Origin of the sequence: Burkholderia sp. COPS (genome assembly GCF_019425585.1) — a bacterium.
In the GTDB taxonomy this organism is placed as follows: domain Bacteria; phylum Pseudomonadota; class Gammaproteobacteria; order Burkholderiales; family Burkholderiaceae; genus Burkholderia; species Burkholderia cepacia.
On the sequence record NZ_WIXR01000002.1, the window covers coordinates 252,474 to 270,705 of the forward strand.

Here is an 18,232-nt window from a genome sequence, read left to right on the forward strand (position 1 = left end):
CATCCAAGGGGACACTCATGAAATCCGCCTACTTCGTATTCGTGCGCCGCGCGGCGCTCGCCGCACCGCTCGCCTTCGCGCTTGCCGGCTGCATGTCGTCGACCCCGGTGTGGGACACCCGCTTCGGCGAATCGGTCCGCGCCGTGACGCAGGCCCAGATCATCGATCCACATGCCGCAGAACACGCGGCCGCGACGACGGTGGTCGACGGCGGCGCGGCAGCGTCGGCGCTCGACAACTACGAAAAGTCGTTCAAGCAGGTCGATCCGCCCGCCAATGCATTCGTGATCGGCATCGGGAAGGCCACCCAGTAACGACGGCACGCTCAGGGAGAAAAGCCATGAACAGCGCAGCCCGCTATCCGAAAGTCATGCGTCGCAGCCTGCATCGCCAGCGCGGTGCCGTCGCGATCATCGTCGGTCTCGCACTGGCGGTGATGATCGGGTTCGTCGGTCTCGCGCTGGATCTCGGCAAGCTGTACGTCACGCGCAGCGAACTGCAGAACAGCGCCGATGCATGCGCGCTGTCGGCTGCGCGTGACCTGACCGGGGCCATCAGCCTGACCGTGGCCGAGGCCGACGGCATCGCCGCCGGCCACCTGAATTTCGCGTTCTTCCAGAACCAGTCGGTGAAGATGCTGACCGACACGAACGTGACGTTCAGCGATTCGCTGACCAATGCGTTCCTGACGAAGAACTCGGTCACGACGCCGGCGAACGTGAAGTACGTGCAGTGCACCGCGTCGCTGAGCAACATCTCGCACTGGTTCATGGAAGTGCTGAACGTGCTGCCGGGCACCAAGATCGCGAACGCGGCGACCGTGTCGGCCAGCGCGATCGCGACGGTGGGCGGCGGCCAGACGGCATGCGCGATCCCGGTGTTCGTATGCCGGGCCACGGGCGCGCCGTCCTACAACGTCGGCGACTGGATCACGTCGCCGTCCGGTTCGTCTTACGGGCCCGGCAACTTCGGCTGGGCGGCACTCGACGGCTCGACGAACGAGCCGACCATCGCGAGCGAGCTGTCGGGCAATACCTGCAATATCACGAGCCCGCCCGACCTCGGCACCACCGGCCTGAAGTCGGCGTCGTTCCGCGCCTGGAATACGCGCTTCGGCATCTATACGAACGGCGCGAACGGCTCGAGCGGCCAACCCGACTTCACCGGCTACGCATATGTCGGCCCGAACTACGGGCCGCCCGGAACGGCGGGCATCAAGGGTGATGCGTACACGCAGTTCGTGACCGACCGCTCGAACTTCAAGCCTTACCAGGGCGACGGCGCGCCGCCGTCGGGCAGCGGGATCTCCACCAACGGCACCGTCACGGCGAGCAACTACCAGACCTATGGCGGCGACCGCCGTGTCGCGCTCGCGCCGGAAGGCGACTGCTCGTCGCTGAAGGGGAACAGCGGCAAGGTGCACGTGACGCAATGGGATTGCGTGCTGATGCTCGATCCGCTGCCGTTCAGCTCGGGCAGTGGCCCCGTCATAGCGCACCTCGAATACCTCGGCTCGTCGGTCTCCGGCAACAATCCGTGCGCGACGCACGGCTTGCCCGGCGACGGCAGCGCGTCCGGGGTCCAGGTGCCGATGCTCGTTCAATAGGGAGAGACGATCATGAAAAGGCCCCCGTTTCGCCGTTCGCGCACCCGTGGCGTGGCCGCCGTCGAGTTTGCGATCGTGCTGATTCCGATGATCCTGCTCGCGACCGGCGTGGCCGAGTTCGGCCGCGCGATCTACCAGTACGAGACGCTGACCAAGGCGACCCGCGACGCGGCGCGCTACCTGTCGATCTGGCTGCCGACCGACAGCGCGTATCCGGTGTCGGCGGCGCAGTGCCTCGTCGTCTACGGCAGCACGACGTGCGGCTCGGCCGGCACTGAACTGGTGCCGGGCCTCACGACGTCGATGGTGACCATCTGCGACGCGCAGCATACGACCGGTTGCAGCGACGCGTCCGACCCGGCGCAATTCTCGAACCTGCCGACCTACGACTCGAACAACAATGCGGCGAGCGGCACGGCGACAGGTGCGATCAACGTCGTCGAGGTGAAGATCAAGGGCTACACGTACCAGCCGATCCCCGCGTATCCGGGGCTGACGTCGATCCCGTTCGGCAACATCGTCACCGTGATGAGGCAAGTGTCATGAGCGCGCGCCCAGTCCCCCTGTCACGCCGGCGCGGCCAACGCGGCTCGACGATCGTCGAGTTCGGGCTCATCGCGTCGGTCCTGGTCATGCTGCTGATCGGCATCTTCGAATTCGGTCGTGTGCTGTTCTACTGGAGTACCGCGAGCGAGGCCGTGCGCCTCGGTGCGCGCACGGCGGTGGTCTGCGACGTCAATGCCGCCGGTGTCGCGAAACGCGTGACGGCGCTGCTGCCGCTGCTGTCGAACGCGAACGTGTCGGTGAACTACTCGCCGGCGAGCTGTACCGTGAACACCTGCGCGTTCGTGACGGTGAGCGTCACGAACGTCACGGTCAAGACGATGATCCCGTTCATGAACGTGTCGGTGAAGATGCCGCCGTTCACGACGACGCTGCCGCGCGAAAGCCTGACTTCCGCGACCGGCGGTGCAAACTGCAATTGATCGAACAGGCGAGGCACACGACATGATCAACATCCTCGTAGCTTCCGACGATACCGCGCGGCTCACGCAGATCGCGCGCCTCGTGACCGACTGCGGACGCTATCGCGCCACACGCGCGACCGGCCGCCCGTCGCAGATCGAGCATCGCACCGACGGGCTCGACGCGTTCGACATCCTGCTGGTCGATGGCACGTCGCTCGACGCGCCCGAGCTGGCGGCCATCGAGCGGATCTGCCGGGTTCACACCGGGCTGACCTGCATCCTCGTGACGGCGGATGCGTCGCCGCACGTGCTGCTCGACGCGATGCGCGCGGGCGCGCGCGACGTGCTGCAGTGGCCGCTCGACCTGCAGGCGCTCGGCAATGCGCTCGCACGCGCGGCCGCGCAAAGCACGCGGCGCGACACCGACGATACGCGGATCGTGTCGTTCATGTCGTGCAAGGGCGGGGCCGGCACGAGCTTCGCGGCCAGCAACATCGCTTTCGAGATCGCGGAAGGCTTCAAGCGCCGCGTGCTGCTGATCGACCTGAACCAGCAGTTCGCCGACGCGGCGTTCCTCGTCAGCGACGAAACCCCGCCGTCGACGCTGCCGCAGCTGTGTGCGCAGATCGAGCGGCTCGACAGCGCGTTCCTCGATGCGAGCGTCGCGCGCGTGACGGAGAACTTCCACGTGCTCGCCGGCGCCGGCGACCCGGTCAAGGCCGCCGAGATGCGCGAGGACGCGCTCGAATGGATCCTCGGCGTCGCCGCGCCGCGCTACGACTTCGTGCTCTTCGACCTGGGCGTCTGCATCAATCCGCTGTCGATGGTCGCGCTCGATCGCAGCGACCAGATCCAGCTCGTGATGCAACCCGCGATGCCGCACGTGCGCGCGGGCCGCCGGCTGCTGGAGATCCTCGTGTCGCTCGGTTATTCGACCGACCAGATGCGGCTCGTCCTGAACCGCGCGACGCGCGCGAGCGACCGGACCCGCACCGCGCTCGAGGAAGTGCTCGGCCTGCAGGCGGCCTGCACGATTCCGGACGATGTCGACACCGTGCTCGAAGCGATCAACCAGGGCCACCCGGTGTCGCGTCTCGCGCGCGGCACGACGGTCGCGCGTGCGCTGCAGGGATACGCGAAGCAGCTCGTCGAAGGGGAGGTGCGCGTGGGGCGCGGCACCAAGCACAGCGAACCGCTGATGTCCCGGCTGTTCGGCCGCAAGGCCACGCCGAAGCTCAAGTCCATGTAAATCTTTCGGGGAACCATCATGTCATTGCGCGAACAGATGTCGTTGCACCGGGCCCAGCCGCTGGCGGCGGGCAACGAACCGGCCGGCCCGGCGCATTCGTCGGTACGCGACGCGTACCAGAAGCTGCGCCGCGAAATTCACCTGGCGGTGCTCGAGCGCGTCGAGCTGGAGCGCCTGTCGCGGTTGCAGCAGGATCAGGTCCGGCAGGAAATCGCCGGGCTGATCTCGCGCATCCTCGACGACGAACGGATGCCCGCGAACGACATCGAGCGGCGGCAGCTCGCGATCGACGTGTACGACGAGATGTTCGGCTTCGGCCCGCTCGAAGCGCTGCTGCGCGACCCCGGCATTTCCGACATCCTCGTGAACACGTACCGGCAGGTCTACGTCGAGCGCGCCGGCCAGCTCGAACTGACCGACGTGACGTTCTACGACGATGCGCACCTGATGAAGGTGATCGAGAAGATCGTGTCGCGCGTCGGGCGCCGCATCGACGAATCGAGCCCGATGGTCGACGCACGCCTGCCGGACGGCTCGCGCGTGAACGCGATCATCCCGCCGTCCGCGATCGACGGGCCGCTGATGTCGATCCGGCGCTTCGCGGTCAACCCGCTGAAGATGGACGACCTCGTGCGCTACCACAGCCTGACGCCGCCGATGGCCGAACTGCTCGATGCGCTGTCGCGCGCGAAGGTGAACGTGCTGGTGTCGGGCGGCACCGGCAGCGGCAAGACGACGCTGCTCAACATCCTGTCCGGCTACATTCCGCGCAACGAGCGGATCGTGACGATCGAGGACGCCGCCGAGCTGCAACTGCAGCAGCCGCATGTGCTGCGGCTCGAAACGCGCCCGCCGAACATCGAGGGCAAGGGCGAGATCACGCAGCGCACGCTGGTGCGCAACGCGCTGCGGATGCGCCCCGACCGGATCATCCTCGGCGAAGTGCGCGGCGCCGAAGCGCTCGACATGCTCAATGCGATGAACACCGGCCACGAAGGCTCGCTCGCGACGATCCACGCGAACACGCCGCGCGACGCGCTGACGCGGCTCGAGAACATGATCAGCGTCTCCGGCCTGACGCTGCCGCCGAAGACGATGCGCCAGCAGATCGCATCGGCGATCTCGGTGGTCGTGCAGGCGGCGCGGCTGACGGACGGCAAGCGCAAGATCGTCAGCATCCAGGAGCTGACCGGGATGGAAGGCGACATCATCAACATGCAGGAGATCTTCACGTTCAAGCGCACGGGCGTGGACCGCGACGGCTCGGTACGCGGCCACTTCTGCGCGACCGGCGTGCGGCCGAAGTTCGTCGAGCGGCTGCAGGCGTTCGGCATCAACCTGCCGGATTCGCTGTACGACCCGTCGCAGCGTTACGAGACGAACTGACGACAGGGCGCCGCTAACCGCCGGGGAGACCTCATGAACACGATCTTTTACGCCTTTGTGATTCTCATGTTCGTCGCGGTCGTGCTGACGATCGAAGGCACCTATCAATGGTGGAACGCGCGGCACGGCGCTGCCGCGCGCCGGATCGAGTCGCGCATTCGCGCGATGTCGGCCGGCGGCAACGTCCAGCAGGAGCGGCTGTCGATCCTGAAGAAACGGATGCTCGACGAGTCGAAGCCGTTCGACCAGTTGCTGCTGCGCGTGCCGCGCGTGCAGGCGCTCGATCTCCTGATCCAGCAATCGGGCCTCGACTGGACGCTGTCGAAGCTGATCGTGCTCAGCGCGGTGTTTCCGGCGATCGCGTGGGTCGCGCTGAGTTTCGCCACGTTGCCGCAGCTGGCTGCGCTGCCGATCGCGCTGTGTGCCGGATGCCTGCCGGCGATGGTCGTGATGCGCGCCCGCCGGCGGCGCATGCGCAAGCTCGAACGGCAGTTGCCGGACATCTGCGACATGATTTCGCGCGCGCTGCGTTCCGGTCATTCGTTCACGAGCACGCTCGGGATGGTGAGCGAGGAGTTTCCCGATCCGATGGGCGGCGAGTTCCGGGTCACGTTCGACGAGGTCAACTACGGCGTGTCGCTGCACGACGCGCTGATGAATCTCGCGACGCGCGTGCCGGTGCAGGACCTGCGCTATTTCGTGATCGCGGTGCTGATCCAGCGCGAGACCGGCGGCAACCTGGCCGAGCTGCTCGACAGCATCTCCGCGCTGATCCGCGAGCGCTTCAAGTTGTTCGACAAGGTGCGTGTGCTGTCGGCGGAAGGGCGGCTGTCGGCGTGGATCCTCGGGCTGCTGCCGTTCGGTACGGCCGGGGCGATCGCGGTGATGAACCGCGAGTTCCTGTCGGTGCTCTGGGAAGATCCGGCCGGGATCAGGATGGTCGGCACGATGCTGGTGACGATGCTCTTTGGCCTGCTGTGGATTCGCCGCATTGTCCGGATTCGCGTCTGACGCGTGAGCTGAATAACGAACCTTAGCGAGACTGTCATGCAAAACCTGAGCGTAGTTCACGCCGTGATGCTGGGCGGCCTGTTCATCTTCGTGGCCGGCGGCGCCCTGATCGGGATGCTGCTGTTCGCGCCGCGTAATATCCAGCGCCGGATCCAGCAGGCCGGCGGCGCCGGCACGGGCCCCGGCGACAGCGACGACCTGGCGTCGCGCTGGGTCGCGAAGCTGGTGGAGCTGTCCACCCCGATCTCCAGGCTGTCGGTGCCGAAGGACGGTTGGGAGAATTCGCCGCTGCGCATCCGGCTCATGAACGCCGGCTGGCGCAACCCGAGCGCGGCGGCGCTGTACTTCACCGCGAAGACGATGCTCGCGCTCGCCGTGCCGTGCGCGGCGCTGCTGGTGCTGATCACGACCCGGCTCGGGGATCAGCGCGAACTCCTGTCGGTCATCCTCGTCGTGCTCGCCGGGATCGGCTACTACATCCCGAACATCGTGCTGTCGCAGCGGATCAAGGTGCGCCAGCAGAAGATCTTCGAGGATTTCCCGGACGCGCTCGACCTGCTCACGGTGTGCGTCGAAGCGGGGCTGGGGCTCGACGCGGCGCTGATGAAGGTGAGCGAGGAGCTGCGGTTCAGCAGCGAGGTGGTCTCGAGCGAACTCGACCTGCTGCTGCTCGAGATGCGCTCCGGCTTCACGAAGGAGACGGCACTGCGCAATCTCGCGTTGCGTACCGGCGTCGAGGACATCGAATCGTTCTGCGCGATGCTGATCCAGGCCGATCGTTTCGGCACGAGCATCAGCGAATCGCTGCGCGTGCTGTCGGACATGCTGCGCACGCGGCGCCGGATGCGCGCGGAGGAGCGGGCCGCGAAGATTGCGTTGAAACTGCTGTTCCCGCTGATCTTCTGCATCTTTCCGTCGCTGATGCTGGTGCTGCTCGGGCCGGCGATGATTCACGTCTATCGCGTGCTGTTGCCGACGTTCGTCGGGATGTCGCAGTAAGCGGCGAACCGGCGTTACGCCGGGATCGGCGGAAACGGCGATGAAGGATTCGCGTGCCGGGCGGCCACCGCCGCCGGCCGGCACGGCAACAGGCTTCATGGAGGCTCCCTCCCCAGGCGGCGCCGCGAGACAGGTTGACCATAGCGGCGTCAATGCATCCTGGACCCATGGTCGGCCATGGAACTAGCCGTAGTCCACCGCCTGATCGGCTGCCCCCTACTGCTAACCTGAATGCCGGCGAAATTTGCCGGCATCACGCCGTACGCGATGCAGCGGAGGTCGCGGTTCGCGACCGGTGTGCACGCGGCGTCACGGCCGCCATTCGCCCGGCACTTCGGCCGCTTCGGGCCCCGTTCGCCCGGTCTCGACCGTCACTGAAAGTGATGCACGTACCGCAGCACCATCCGCGTGCCCTGCGGCCGGTTCCGCGCATAGGTCTCGAAATACGCGTTGAACATCAGGTGATCCTGCTGCGAGAAGCTGTACATGGCCCCCGGGCCGATCGCGAACACGGCCTCCCGCGTGCCCGGCACGTCCTGCCCGTTTTCCTTCATGTCGGTGGTCTGTCGCAGCCAGTAGCCGTTGATCCCCAGCCGCAGGCCGGGGCGCACCTCGTACTCGGTCGCGAAGTTCGCGTGGATCGCCTGGCCGGCCTGCGTCGACGTCACGTCCGGGCCGAGCGACGTGGCCGGCCGATGGTTGGTCGTGTTCCACAGATAGTGCAGCCGCCACGACACGGTCCATTTCGGCGTGAGCCACAGCGTCGCCGCCCAGTACGGGTCGAACGACCAGGCATGGCTGCCCGGGTTGATCGCGCGCGACGGGTCGTACGCGCCGGTCGGCACGATGAACTGGAATTCCACGCGCTGCGCGAAACGCGGGCCTTGCGCGCCCATCACCGGGTCGAACTGGACGAACGGCCCGATCAGCAGGTCGCCGAAGCCGGCACGCGCATTCAGCGCGACGTTGCCGAGGCCGTCGTCGGTCCGCGCCGACGCGATCCACGGCAGGATCACGTCGAGGCCCGGATGCATGCCCGCGAACGTCTGCGGCGACTGATAGACGAGCTGGCTCAGCCCCGCGAACAGGTCGATGTCCTGCTTCGGCAACCCGACCTTGTTGCCCGCGTTGTCGTTGACGCGGCCGGCCGTGTAGTACTGCAGGTACTGCGTGCCGTACCAGCCGGAGCCGGCCGGCGGCATGCCGTCGAGGAAGCTGGTCATGCCGAGGTTGACCGCCGGCAGGTCGGCTGCGCGGGCCGGCGCGCTTGCGGCCATGCCGGCGATCGAGAGGCCCGCGACGACGAGCAGGCAAGAGCCGAATTTCATGTTCACCACCTCCTGGTTATTTATCTGTATAACTAATCAAACGGTGCGAAAAAGATCGGGATGATCGGCGATCGCACGATACTGGCCCGCATGAAACACGAGCGGCGCCTTGCCGAACGCGTCGAACTGTTCGATCTGGCCGATGAAGAGCAGGTGATCGCCGCCTTCGTAGTGGCCGACGTTGCGGCACACGAAGCGCGCGCTCGCGCCGTCGAGGCAGGGCACGCCGCCGGCTTCCGAATCCGCGTGCGGCACGCCGTCGAACTTGTCGGCGCTGGGCGTCGCGAAGCGGCGCGACAGGTCGATCTGGTCGTGCGCGAGGATGTTGATCGCGAAATGGGTGGCCGCGATGAAATCCGGGCGGCTCGGCGCGAGCTTGCGAAGGCTCCACAGCACGAGCGGCGGATCGAGCGACAGCGACGAGAACGAATTGGCGGTGAGGCCCACCTTGCGTCCGTCGGCCGCGCACGTGGTGATCACGGTGACGCCGGTCGGGAACTGCCCGAACGCGGCGCGCAGCTGCATCGGGTCGAGGGTCGGGGGGGCGGTAGCGATAGTTTCCATGCCGGTCACTCCGAACGTGCGCTGTGTTCGCGGATGAACGCCGCGCAGGCCGACGGCTCGAACCACCACGGCGAGAACCGGCGCGGATCGTCGAAGCCGTCGACGATCGCCGCGGCGAGCGACGGCAACTGGCCGGCCGCGCCGAGCAGTTCGAGGATGTGCGGCGGCGGGGGGGTGAGCAGCGAGTTGGTCCAGCGCACGACATGCTGCGCATAGGCCCAATAGCCTTCGAACGTCTGCTGCATCCAGTCTTCACCGAACGGCGCGGCATCGCGCGCGACGATCGCATCGAAATATGCGTTCGCGCATTTCGCGGCGTTGTTCGAGCCTTGCCCGGTGATCGGATCGTTGACGACCACCGCATCGGCCATCCCGAACACCGTGCGGCCCGACGGCAGCCGGAAGAACGGCTTGCGCACCGTCGGCGCGAAGCGCCCGGCCAGCGTGCCGTTCGGATCGGTGAGCTCGACGTCGCGACAGCGCTCGAATTCCCACGGCACGTATTGCCGCAGGAACGACAGGCTCCGGTCCAGATGCTGCTCGGGCGTCTTCACGTCGGCCCAGCAGTCGAGCGGGCCGCCCGGAATGCCTTCGAACACCATGATTTCGCACGGGCCCGTCGTGGTCAGCGCGGGGAACACGAAATACTCGCCGATGCCGGGCAGCAGGTTGAAGCGCACGCGCGAATACGGCTGGCTCGGCGTCATCCCTTTCACATAGGTGAGGGCCAGCGCACGTTGCGGGCGGTCGAACGCGCTGCGCGCGTCGTCGCGGACGAGCAGGTTGACGATCTCGCCCTTCCCGGCCGCGAGCAGCACGAGGTCGTGGCTGCGCGCCAGTTCCTCGAGTTCGGGCACGCCGATGTCGCCGATGCGCACGTCCGCGCCGCGGCGGCGCACGCCGTCGAGCCAGTCGGCCATTTTCACGCGCTGGTCGACCGACTGCGCGTAGCGGGTCAGCCGCGACGACCAGTCGATCGCCTTCCGGCCGCCGCCGTCCGGATGCGGTACCGCGACGCCGATCCCTTCGACGGACGGGCACGCTTCCTCCCAGGTGTTCAGGCCGAGGTCGCGCTCGATCTGCAGCGCGGTATGGAACATGCACTGGCTCGACATGACCTTGCCCGTGCGGATCTGTTCGGCGTCGCGATTGGTCGCGAGCGTCACGTGATAGCCCTGGCCGAGCAGGGCGAAGGCGAGTTGCAGGCCGGACTGGCCGGCGCCGACGATGGCGATACGTCTCATGGGGATGTCCTTGGTTGGCCGGAGGCCGGCCGGAATGATTGCGGGAAGCGGCGGCGGGGAACGGTCACTCCGCGAGCCGCGGAATGGCCGGCACCGCCTGCTCGGGGCCCATCGCGGAATAACCGCCATCGACCGCGTAGTCGGCGCCCGTCACGAAGCTCGCCGCGTCGCTGCACAGGAAGGTCACGACCTGCGCGACCTCGGACGGATCGCCGACGCGGCCGAGCAGGTGGAACGGCGCGGCGACGCGATCGGTCTTCGCGCGGTCGCCGTGCGTCAGCTCGTCCATCACGCGCGACCACGTCCATCCCGGCGATACCGAGTTGACGCGAATGCGCTCGGGCGCGAGATCCATCGCCATGCTGCGCGTGAGCTGGCGGATCGCCGCCTTGGACGTCGGATACAGCCAGCGGCCGGTCTGCGCGCACTCGGCCGAGATCGAGCTGAAGTTCACGATCGCGCCGCCGCCGCGCCGGGCCATGTGCGGATGCACGGCCTTCGCGAGCATCGCTGCCGACACGACGTTGACGTCCATCGCGGCGAGCCAGTCGTTGCGGGTCGCCTGGATGCCGTTGTCGACGTAGCTGCACGCGAGGTTGACGAGCACGTCGATCGCGCCGAACCGCTCGACGATGGCCGATATCGCACGTTCGATCGCGCGATCGTCGGTGATGTCGAGCGCGACGAACATCGCCTTGTCGCCGAGGGAACCCGCGACGCGCGCACCGTTGTCCGCATCGAGATCGAGGATCGCGACGCATGCACCGGCGCGGCTCAGGTCCTGCGCGACCGCGGCGCCGATCAGCGTGGCGCCGCCGGTGACGATCGCGACTTTGCCAGCAAGGGCAGTCATGGGGTGTCTCCGTGAATCGTGGGGTGAGGGAGGGGGCGCGTCAGTGCGCACCCGTCGACGGCTCGCTGTCGTGCCAGCGGCGCATCAGGCCGTTCGACGGCACGGTTTCGTCGAGCAGCTTGCGGGCCGTCTCGACGCCCGCGACCGGCAGGCCGGCCGGATCGAGCAGGCCGATCTGCACGAGCACGCTCGCCTGGTCCCAGTAGATGTGCTCGTGATAGAGCTTGTCGCCGCGAAACTTGACGATCGCGACGAGTGGAATCTCGACGCGCTTGCCGGTGGGCGCGACGCCCGGCAGCATCCAGTCGATCTCGGTGGTGTGCGTGAAGCAGAACAGCAGTTCGTCGACGACCTGGCTCGCGCCGATCGTGCGCGAGATCGGGGTGATCGTCGTGTCGGGCGGATTCGCATGCACGAAGTGATGCGTGTAGAAGCGCTTGAGCTCGTCGTGGCCGACGCCGCCCGTCAGCGTCGGAACATGGTTGACGTACGGCTCGGCGACCATCGTCGCCATCGTGGCATCGACGTTGCGCGTGGCGAATTCGTGTTCGAGATGCGCTTCCCACAGTGTGGACAGGTCGTAGTGCGGGCCGAGCGCGGCGCGGAACGCTGCGATCGCGCGCTGGTGGGCCATGACCGCGGCGGCCTTGTCGAAATGATCGCCGCCGACGCGGGCGAACGCGTGATCGACGCCCGGATACACATACACTTCGACGCCGTCGCGGCCGGACAGCGCGTCGGCGATGCGCTGCTGCGCGTCGGGCGGGCAGAAGCGGTCCAGCCCCGCGATCTGCAGCACGAGCCGGCCCTGCAGGTGCGCGGCCTCGTCCAGCGCCTGCTCGATGCCCACGCCGTAGTAGCTGACCGCCGCGGCCACGCCCGGCAGCCGGCACGCGGCGAGATAGGCGAGCTTGCCGCCGAGGCAGTAGCCGAGCACGCCGGCTTCACCCGTGCATTCCGGCTGCTGCCTGAGCGTGTCCAGCGCGGCACCGATGTCCTCGACGCCCTTGTCCTCGTCGAATTCGCGATACAGGGCCATCGCGCGCTCCACATCGGCTGCCGCATGGCCGAGCTCGATCCCCGGCGCCTGGCGCCAGAACAGGTCGGGCACGAGCACCGTATAACCTTCCTCCGCGTAGTAGTCGGCGGCTTCCCGCATCGTCGCGTTCGCGCCGAAGATCTCGTGGCACAGCACGATGCCCGGCCCCTTGCCGCCGGCCGGCGTGCTCAGGTAGGCGCGAAACGTTCCGCCGTCCGGCGACGGAATCTCGATGTGACGTCCTTTCATCTGTCCCTCCGTTGAATTCATTGCTGCGACGAGCCCAGTATTGGCGGACGAAACGTGCGCTTCTATCCGCTTTCTTCGGCCGGTATCCGCGAATTCCGGAAACCTGCGGCACCGGCCGCCGCGCGTGGGCAGGCGCGCGGCCGACTGCGGGTATGTGCGGATGCTGAAAGCCCGCACAGTTTTCTACGATGCGCGAACGGTCCGTTTCTTGCGTCGTTTGCGCGGGACTTGCGTGCTTTGGCGGCCGGACTGTCCGGATACTCCGGGCGCTATCCGGATCGTGCGGCGAATGCCCCCACACCGGGAACGCATGCACGGCGCGAGTGCAACCGAGCATGACGGGAGAACATCGATGGCGCAATTTTCCGGAACGGGCTGGCTGGACGACACCGCCTGTTTCAATCACGACAACCTGCTGCTGCAGTCGAACGATGTCGACGAGGTGCGCGCGCGTGTCGCCGACGTCTTCAAGCCGCACCGGCTCACGCCGACCGGCGAGTCGCGCGCGCTGCACAGCTGCATGCATCATGCGCGCTGGGGCAACCTGTCGTTGAACCTGCTCGATTACGGCGGCGGGGTCAGCATCGAGCCCGGGCCGCTCGAGCACTTCTTCCTGTTGCAGATCCCGTTGCGCGGCGACGCGGAGATCGAGTGCGGATCGGCGCGTTTCGTGTCGTCGCCAGGCACCGCGTCGTTGATCTCGCCGACGCTGCCGCTGAAGATGCGCTGGGGCGACGCGTGCCCGCAAGTCATCCTGCGCATCGAGCGCGAAGTGATGGAGCGCCACGCGCAGCGCCATTTTGGCGACGACCGGCGCGCGCCGGTCGAATTCGAACCGGCATTCAGCCTGTCGTCGTCGCAAGGGGCGTGTCTCGCGCAGTTGCTGCCGGTCCTCGCGGGCGCGATCGCGACGGACGCGCATCCGCTGCGTCATCCGCTCGCGTTCGAGCCGCTCGAATCGACGCTGCTCAACCTGCTGCTGCACGGCCACCCGAACAGCGCGCGCAACGGCACGCGGCACCTGCCGGTGGCGCTCGCACCGTTCTATGTGCGGCGCGTCGAGGATTACATCCGCGCCCATCTCGACGAGCCGCTGACGATCGAACGGCTCGCCGAACTCGCCGGCGTGAGCCCGAGCACGCTGTTCGCCGGCTTCCGCCATCGCCACGGGATCACGCCGATGGGCTTCGTGCGGCAGTTGCGGCTGCAACGTGTGCGCGAGGAACTGCTGGCCGACGAGTCGCCGGGGCTCGCATCGGTGACGGACATCGCGCTGAAATGGGGTTTCGCGCACCTCGGGCGGTTCGCGATCGAGTACAAGCGGGCGTTCGGCGAGTCGCCGTCGGCGACGCTCAGGATGCGGCGCGTGCGCGCTTAGACCCTCCGGCGGCAGCCCGCGGCCGCTCCCGGGGCGCATGCAGCCTGGCATCGCCGCCTTTCACCCGCCTTCCACGAGGGCCGCCGCATGGATCGATCCCGCGCCGGCCCTGCCTCCAAAGCGCCAGACGCCGGCTTTTCCCGCCGGCGCACTTTTTTTAAAGACTCCGTTACGTTCGCCCGGTATGATCGCTGCGCTCGCGAACGACGCCATTGGCCGTTGCATGCCGACTCGCGCGCAACCAGCATCGCCGGCATGACAACACAGGGCGGGCGCCGGCGCCGCGTCGCGCCGAGATCGCGCCGCGATCGGGTCGAATCGGCCACCAGCACGACGGAGCATGGAACGATGGTAACGGGGACGGGGGCGGCGAAACGCGCGATGGCGATCGCCGCCGGAGGCGCGTTGTACGTGGCGGCAGCGGGCGGCGCGCACGCACAGGCATCGGGTGCGGCAGCGGCGCCGCCGGCGGCCGTGCTGCCGGAAATCGACGTGACGGGGAAGGGCGACCGCTCGTCGAGCGGGCTCGTCGGGCTGCGCACCACGGCCGGCACGAAAACCGACACGCCGGTGGCCGAAGTGCCGCAGACGATCAACATCGTGACCGCGCAGCAGATCGAGATGACCGGCGCGACCGACCTGAACCAGGCGCTGCGCTACGTGCCGGGATTCGCGACGTTCGGTGCCGACAGCCGCACCGACTCGTATGCGGCGCTGCGCGGCTTCACGCCGACGCTGTACGTCGACGGCGTGGCCGCGCCGCATACGGCCGTGATCGCGGACTGGCGCGTCGACCCGTACACGATCGACTCGATCGCGGTGCTGCGCGGGCCGACGTCGGTGCTGTACGGCGCGGGCGAGCCCGGCGCGATCGTCGACGCGCACACGAAGCTCGCCGACGGCGAACGCGTCCGTGAAGCCGGCGTGCAGATCGGCAACGACGCGCGCAAGCAATTCATGGTCGATGTCGGCGATACGCTCGACCCGGACGGCCGGTACGCGTATCGTTTCGTCGGCGTGGCGCGCGACGGCAACGCGGAAACCGGCCCGAACGGCGACCGTCGCGTCGCGCTGGCGCCGTCGTTCCGCTGGCGGCCGAACGCCGACACGTCGCTGACGCTCTCGGCGACGTTCCTGCAGGACAGCGGCGACATTTCGTCGAACTTCCTGCCTGCGTCGGGCACGGTGCTGCCGAACCCGAACGGCCGCCTGTCGCAGGACATCTACATGGGCGACCCCGGGTTCAACGACTACCGGAAGAAGCAGTGGTCGCTCGGCTACGCACTGGAGCACCGCGTGAACGCGATCTGGTCGCTGCACCAGGACGTGCGCTGGTCGCACCTGTCGCTCGACGACGCAACGGTGTTCGGCAACGGCTTCGCGCCCCGCAGCACCACCAACATGATGCGTACCGCGGGGCTGTTCCAGCTCAACTACAGCCGACTCGACATCGACAACCACGCGCAGGCCCGCTTCGGCACGGGGCCGCTCGAACATACGCTGCTGCTCGGCGCGCAATTCGACCGGCAGACGACGACCAATAGCGTGTGGCTTGCGATCGCGCCGTCGCTCAACCTGTATCACCCCGTGTACCGGCCCGTCACGGACGCGATTTTCGCCGGCCCGACGTCGCTCGGCCACGTCGACCAGTACACGGCGATGAACACGTTCGGCGTGTACGCGCAAGACCAGATCCGCTGGAAGCGCTGGACGCTGACGCTCGGCGGCCGCGAGGATTTCGTCAATGCGCGGTTCGACGACCGGACGGCCGGCAAGCAGGCGCGGCAGGACGTCAGTGCGTTCTCCGGGCGCGTCGGGCTCACCTATCGGGGCGACGCCGGGCTGTCGCCGTATGTGAGCCATTCGACGTCGTTCGATCCCGTCATCGGCGTGCGGCTGTATGGCGGCGGCCTGCCGAAGCCGACACGCGGCACGCAGACGGAAGCCGGGTTGCGCTGGCAGCCGCCGGGCCGGAACCTGATGCTGAGTGCGGCCCTTTACCAGATCGACCAGACCAACGTCGCGACGCCGACGCCGGTCAGTCTCGACCCGACCGGCACGACCTCCGTGCAGACCGGCAAGGTCCGCTCGCGCGGGATCGAGCTGAGCGCGGTCGGCAAGGTCACCCGCGAGCTGTCGATCGTCGCGTCGTACGTCCATCAGGACGTCAAGAACGTGCAGGCGAACGACGCGTCGCTGAACCACTGGCCGGTGGCCGTGCCGCTGCCGCGGCAGATGGCTTCGATGTGGGCCGACTGGACCTGGCGCGCGGGCGTGCTGTCGGGCCTCGGGTTCGGCGGCGGCGTGCGTTACCAGAGCGCGTCGGCGGGCGCGCCCGACAACTCGCTGACGGTGCCGAGCGTGACGCTGGTCGACCTGGCGCTGCACTACGAGATGCCGCACTGGCGGTTCGCGCTGAACGTCGCGAACCTGTTCGACCGGCGTTATGTCAGCGGTTGCCAGTCGTACAACGTGTGCGTGTTCGGCAACGAGCGGACCGTGCTCGCCAGCGCGAAATACAACTGGTAGGCGCGAGCGCGCGGAACGCGTCCTACGCGTCGCGTTGCGGCTCCCGGCGCGCGGCGCGTTCACCGGCGTGGCGCTGGCGCCGCCACTCGGTCGGCGTGAGGCCGAAACGTTCGCGGAATGCGGTCGCGAAATTCGCCGGCGTGGAAAAACCGATCTCCTTCGCGATGCTGGCAATGCTGAGCGACGTCGAATCCAGCAGATCCTGCGCGATCCGCAGCCGCTCGTGCCGCAGATACTCGAACACCGTCTGGCCAAGATTGTCGCGAAACGCCCGCGACAGCCGCTTTTCATGCGTGCCGACCGCGCGTGCCAGTTGTTCCACCGTCGGCGGATCGTTCAGCGTCCGCGCCAGGTGGCGGATGGCCGCGCGCACGATGATGTCGTCGTCCTTGCCGGTCACGAACACGCTTTCCGTGTCGACGGGCCGCTCGCGTGTCGCCCGCGCGAGCTGCACGCGAATCCGCGCGAGCACTTCGGCCGGCTCGAACGGCTTCACCACGTAGTCGACGCAGCCGATCTCGAACCCCTCCAGGCGTTCGTGCAACGCGCCCGCCACGGTCAGGAAGATGACCGGAATCGCGCACGTCAGCGGATCGGCGGCCAGCAGCCGGCATGCGGTGAAGCCGTCCATGCGCGGCATCCGGACATCCATCAGGATCAGGTCGGGCATGAGCGCCTGCGCGCGCTGGCACGCCTGCAGCCCGTCGGATGCAATGCTGATCCGGCACCCGGTGCCGCGCAGGATGTCGATCAGCAAGCGAAGCTGGTCGGGCTGATCGTCGACGATCAGGATATGAGCGTCGCCCAATACGGAGGTCGATGGATGCATCGTGCACCTGTTCTGGAATGGCTGCTGGCTGCGTTCCTGCGGGTGGCCGGCCCGGTTCGGATAATCGTTGGAAACTGCTCTATGGCAACGCACAAGCGCATCGATATTCGGATTTCGCGCAAACCGCGCGACAGACGACCGGTCGGCGTAATACCCGGTGTTGCTTGTATTGATCGCTGATCCGGTAAGGACGCGAAGCTTTGCCGTCGCCGCGCGTGAAAAAGGGCGCGGCCGACCGTGTCGATGCGAGCCGAATTGTAGGGGGATATTTCGATTCTTGCCAGACGCATTGACTCTATTTGCTTCATTCCGATTTTCTGATTCTTCATCAGGTATTGTGATTTGCTTGAGCGGTATCGCACCTGATGCCTGTCCATTTCCGCCATTTTCATTCTTGCCCGCACGCGATCGTGCGGCTCGGCGGTTTTTTCTGCGGAAATATTTTCGCCGGAATTTATTTTTAATCCGTTTCGGCAAAGCATTTGTCCGCCCGACAAAACATCTGGATTAATTTTGGCGCCACGAAATCGTTTGCGAGGTGCGCGTTTTTCACGCAACTTATTGAATGTATTGGATTTTACAATCTATAAAGAATGTCGCCTTCAATAATTCAGGTGCGTGTCTCATAATTCGTCCGAACTTTGAATGCAGGGTTGCACGGGGCAGCACAAGGCACGGAGGGTCGTGACGGACGTTGCGTGATTCGGGGGCGTGGCATCAATTGATGCTCATCCGAACGCATGTCCGTAGCGCTCGGGCGCACGTCCGGTTGCCGTCGATGAAATAAAAGAAGCGGGGTTGGTCGCGGTCGGCGCGACATCAAATCAGGGGTGTCCATAACGGCGGTTGAATCTCCGGATTCAGTCGATGGGCGAGTTCGCCCATATAAAACGATATGCATTCCTAATGCATTAACCGAATTAACGGAACGGGCCGTCACACCGACGGCGTGCCCGGGATTTCGAACGTCCCGTCGCTACGGGCGGGCGATGCGTGTCGT

At 66.9% G+C, this 18,232-nt stretch carries 16 protein-coding genes; 10 read left to right on the plus strand and 6 right to left on the minus strand.

Annotated elements, in window-relative coordinates:
* Positions 1–17: 17 nt before the first annotated feature.
* From FOZ70_RS01665 to FOZ70_RS01700, 8 genes are read left to right on the plus strand one after another with little or no spacing between them, the layout of a single operon-like run.
* Complete coding sequence (locus tag FOZ70_RS01665) at positions 18–314, plus strand: hypothetical protein (protein WP_059648656.1); 297 nt, start codon at positions 18–20, stop codon at positions 312–314.
* A gap of 26 nt (positions 315–340) precedes the next feature.
* Positions 341–1,606, plus strand: coding sequence for a TadE/TadG family type IV pilus assembly protein (locus FOZ70_RS01670; protein ID WP_048027257.1), 1,266 nt, complete (start codon positions 341–343; stop codon positions 1,604–1,606).
* Positions 1,607–1,618: 12 nt separating this feature from the next.
* The gene (locus FOZ70_RS01675) at positions 1,619–2,152 is read left to right on the plus strand and encodes a TadE/TadG family type IV pilus assembly protein (RefSeq protein ID WP_042973877.1); all 534 of its coding nucleotides are present in this window, start codon (positions 1,619–1,621) and stop codon (positions 2,150–2,152) included.
* Entirely contained in the window at positions 2,149–2,592 is a 444-nt protein-coding gene (locus tag FOZ70_RS01680; RefSeq protein WP_021158148.1) for a TadE family protein, read from the plus strand. The genes FOZ70_RS01675 and FOZ70_RS01680 overlap by 4 nt, the downstream gene beginning before the upstream one ends.
* Positions 2,593–2,614: 22 nt before the next feature.
* The gene (locus FOZ70_RS01685) at positions 2,615–3,823 is read left to right on the plus strand and encodes an AAA family ATPase (protein ID WP_059555515.1); all 1,209 of its coding nucleotides are present in this window, start codon (positions 2,615–2,617) and stop codon (positions 3,821–3,823) included.
* Positions 3,824–3,841: 18 nt separating this feature from the next.
* Entirely contained in the window at positions 3,842–5,209 is a 1,368-nt protein-coding gene (locus FOZ70_RS01690; RefSeq protein WP_021158146.1) for a CpaF family protein, read from the plus strand.
* A 33-nt stretch (positions 5,210–5,242) separates the two neighbouring features.
* Positions 5,243–6,220, plus strand: coding sequence for a type II secretion system F family protein (locus tag FOZ70_RS01695; RefSeq protein WP_048027249.1), 978 nt, complete (start codon positions 5,243–5,245; stop codon positions 6,218–6,220).
* Between the two features lie 36 nt (positions 6,221–6,256).
* Complete coding sequence (locus FOZ70_RS01700; RefSeq protein WP_048027247.1) at positions 6,257–7,219, plus strand: type II secretion system F family protein; 963 nt, start codon at positions 6,257–6,259, stop codon at positions 7,217–7,219.
* Positions 7,220–7,590: 371 nt separating this feature from the next.
* Here the strand turns inward: FOZ70_RS01700 and FOZ70_RS01705 are convergent, their stop codons facing one another.
* The 5 genes from FOZ70_RS01705 to FOZ70_RS01725 form a co-directional block, all read right to left on the minus strand.
* Positions 7,591–8,547 (minus strand): transporter, encoded by a 957-nt coding sequence (locus tag FOZ70_RS01705; RefSeq protein WP_219704817.1) that lies wholly within the window; start codon positions 8,545–8,547, stop codon positions 7,591–7,593.
* 36 nt (positions 8,548–8,583) lie between these two features.
* A complete protein-coding gene (locus tag FOZ70_RS01710) occupies positions 8,584–9,111 on the minus strand; it encodes a flavin reductase family protein (RefSeq protein WP_059813322.1) in 528 nt (175 codons plus the stop codon).
* 5 nt (positions 9,112–9,116) lie between these two features.
* Positions 9,117–10,355, minus strand: a complete 1,239-nt coding sequence (locus tag FOZ70_RS01715; RefSeq protein ID WP_219704818.1) for a styrene monooxygenase/indole monooxygenase family protein — start codon at positions 10,353–10,355, stop codon at positions 9,117–9,119.
* Positions 10,356–10,419: 64 nt separating this feature from the next.
* A complete protein-coding gene (locus FOZ70_RS01720) occupies positions 10,420–11,208 on the minus strand; it encodes an SDR family oxidoreductase (RefSeq protein ID WP_048027245.1) in 789 nt (262 codons plus the stop codon).
* 40 nt (positions 11,209–11,248) lie between these two features.
* A complete protein-coding gene (locus FOZ70_RS01725; RefSeq protein WP_060125239.1) occupies positions 11,249–12,496 on the minus strand; it encodes a dienelactone hydrolase family protein in 1,248 nt (415 codons plus the stop codon).
* A gap of 352 nt (positions 12,497–12,848) precedes the next feature.
* Between FOZ70_RS01725 and FOZ70_RS01730 the strand changes: the two genes are divergently transcribed.
* The gene (locus FOZ70_RS01730; protein WP_059492824.1) at positions 12,849–13,874 is read left to right on the plus strand and encodes an AraC family transcriptional regulator; all 1,026 of its coding nucleotides are present in this window, start codon (positions 12,849–12,851) and stop codon (positions 13,872–13,874) included.
* A gap of 348 nt (positions 13,875–14,222) precedes the next feature.
* The gene (locus FOZ70_RS01735) at positions 14,223–16,403 is read left to right on the plus strand and encodes a TonB-dependent siderophore receptor (RefSeq protein ID WP_219704819.1); all 2,181 of its coding nucleotides are present in this window, start codon (positions 14,223–14,225) and stop codon (positions 16,401–16,403) included.
* Between the two features lie 22 nt (positions 16,404–16,425).
* Here the strand turns inward: FOZ70_RS01735 and FOZ70_RS01740 are convergent, their stop codons facing one another.
* Positions 16,426–17,232, minus strand: a complete 807-nt coding sequence (locus tag FOZ70_RS01740; protein WP_042973870.1) for a response regulator — start codon at positions 17,230–17,232, stop codon at positions 16,426–16,428.
* Positions 17,233–18,232 lie beyond the last annotated feature (1,000 nt).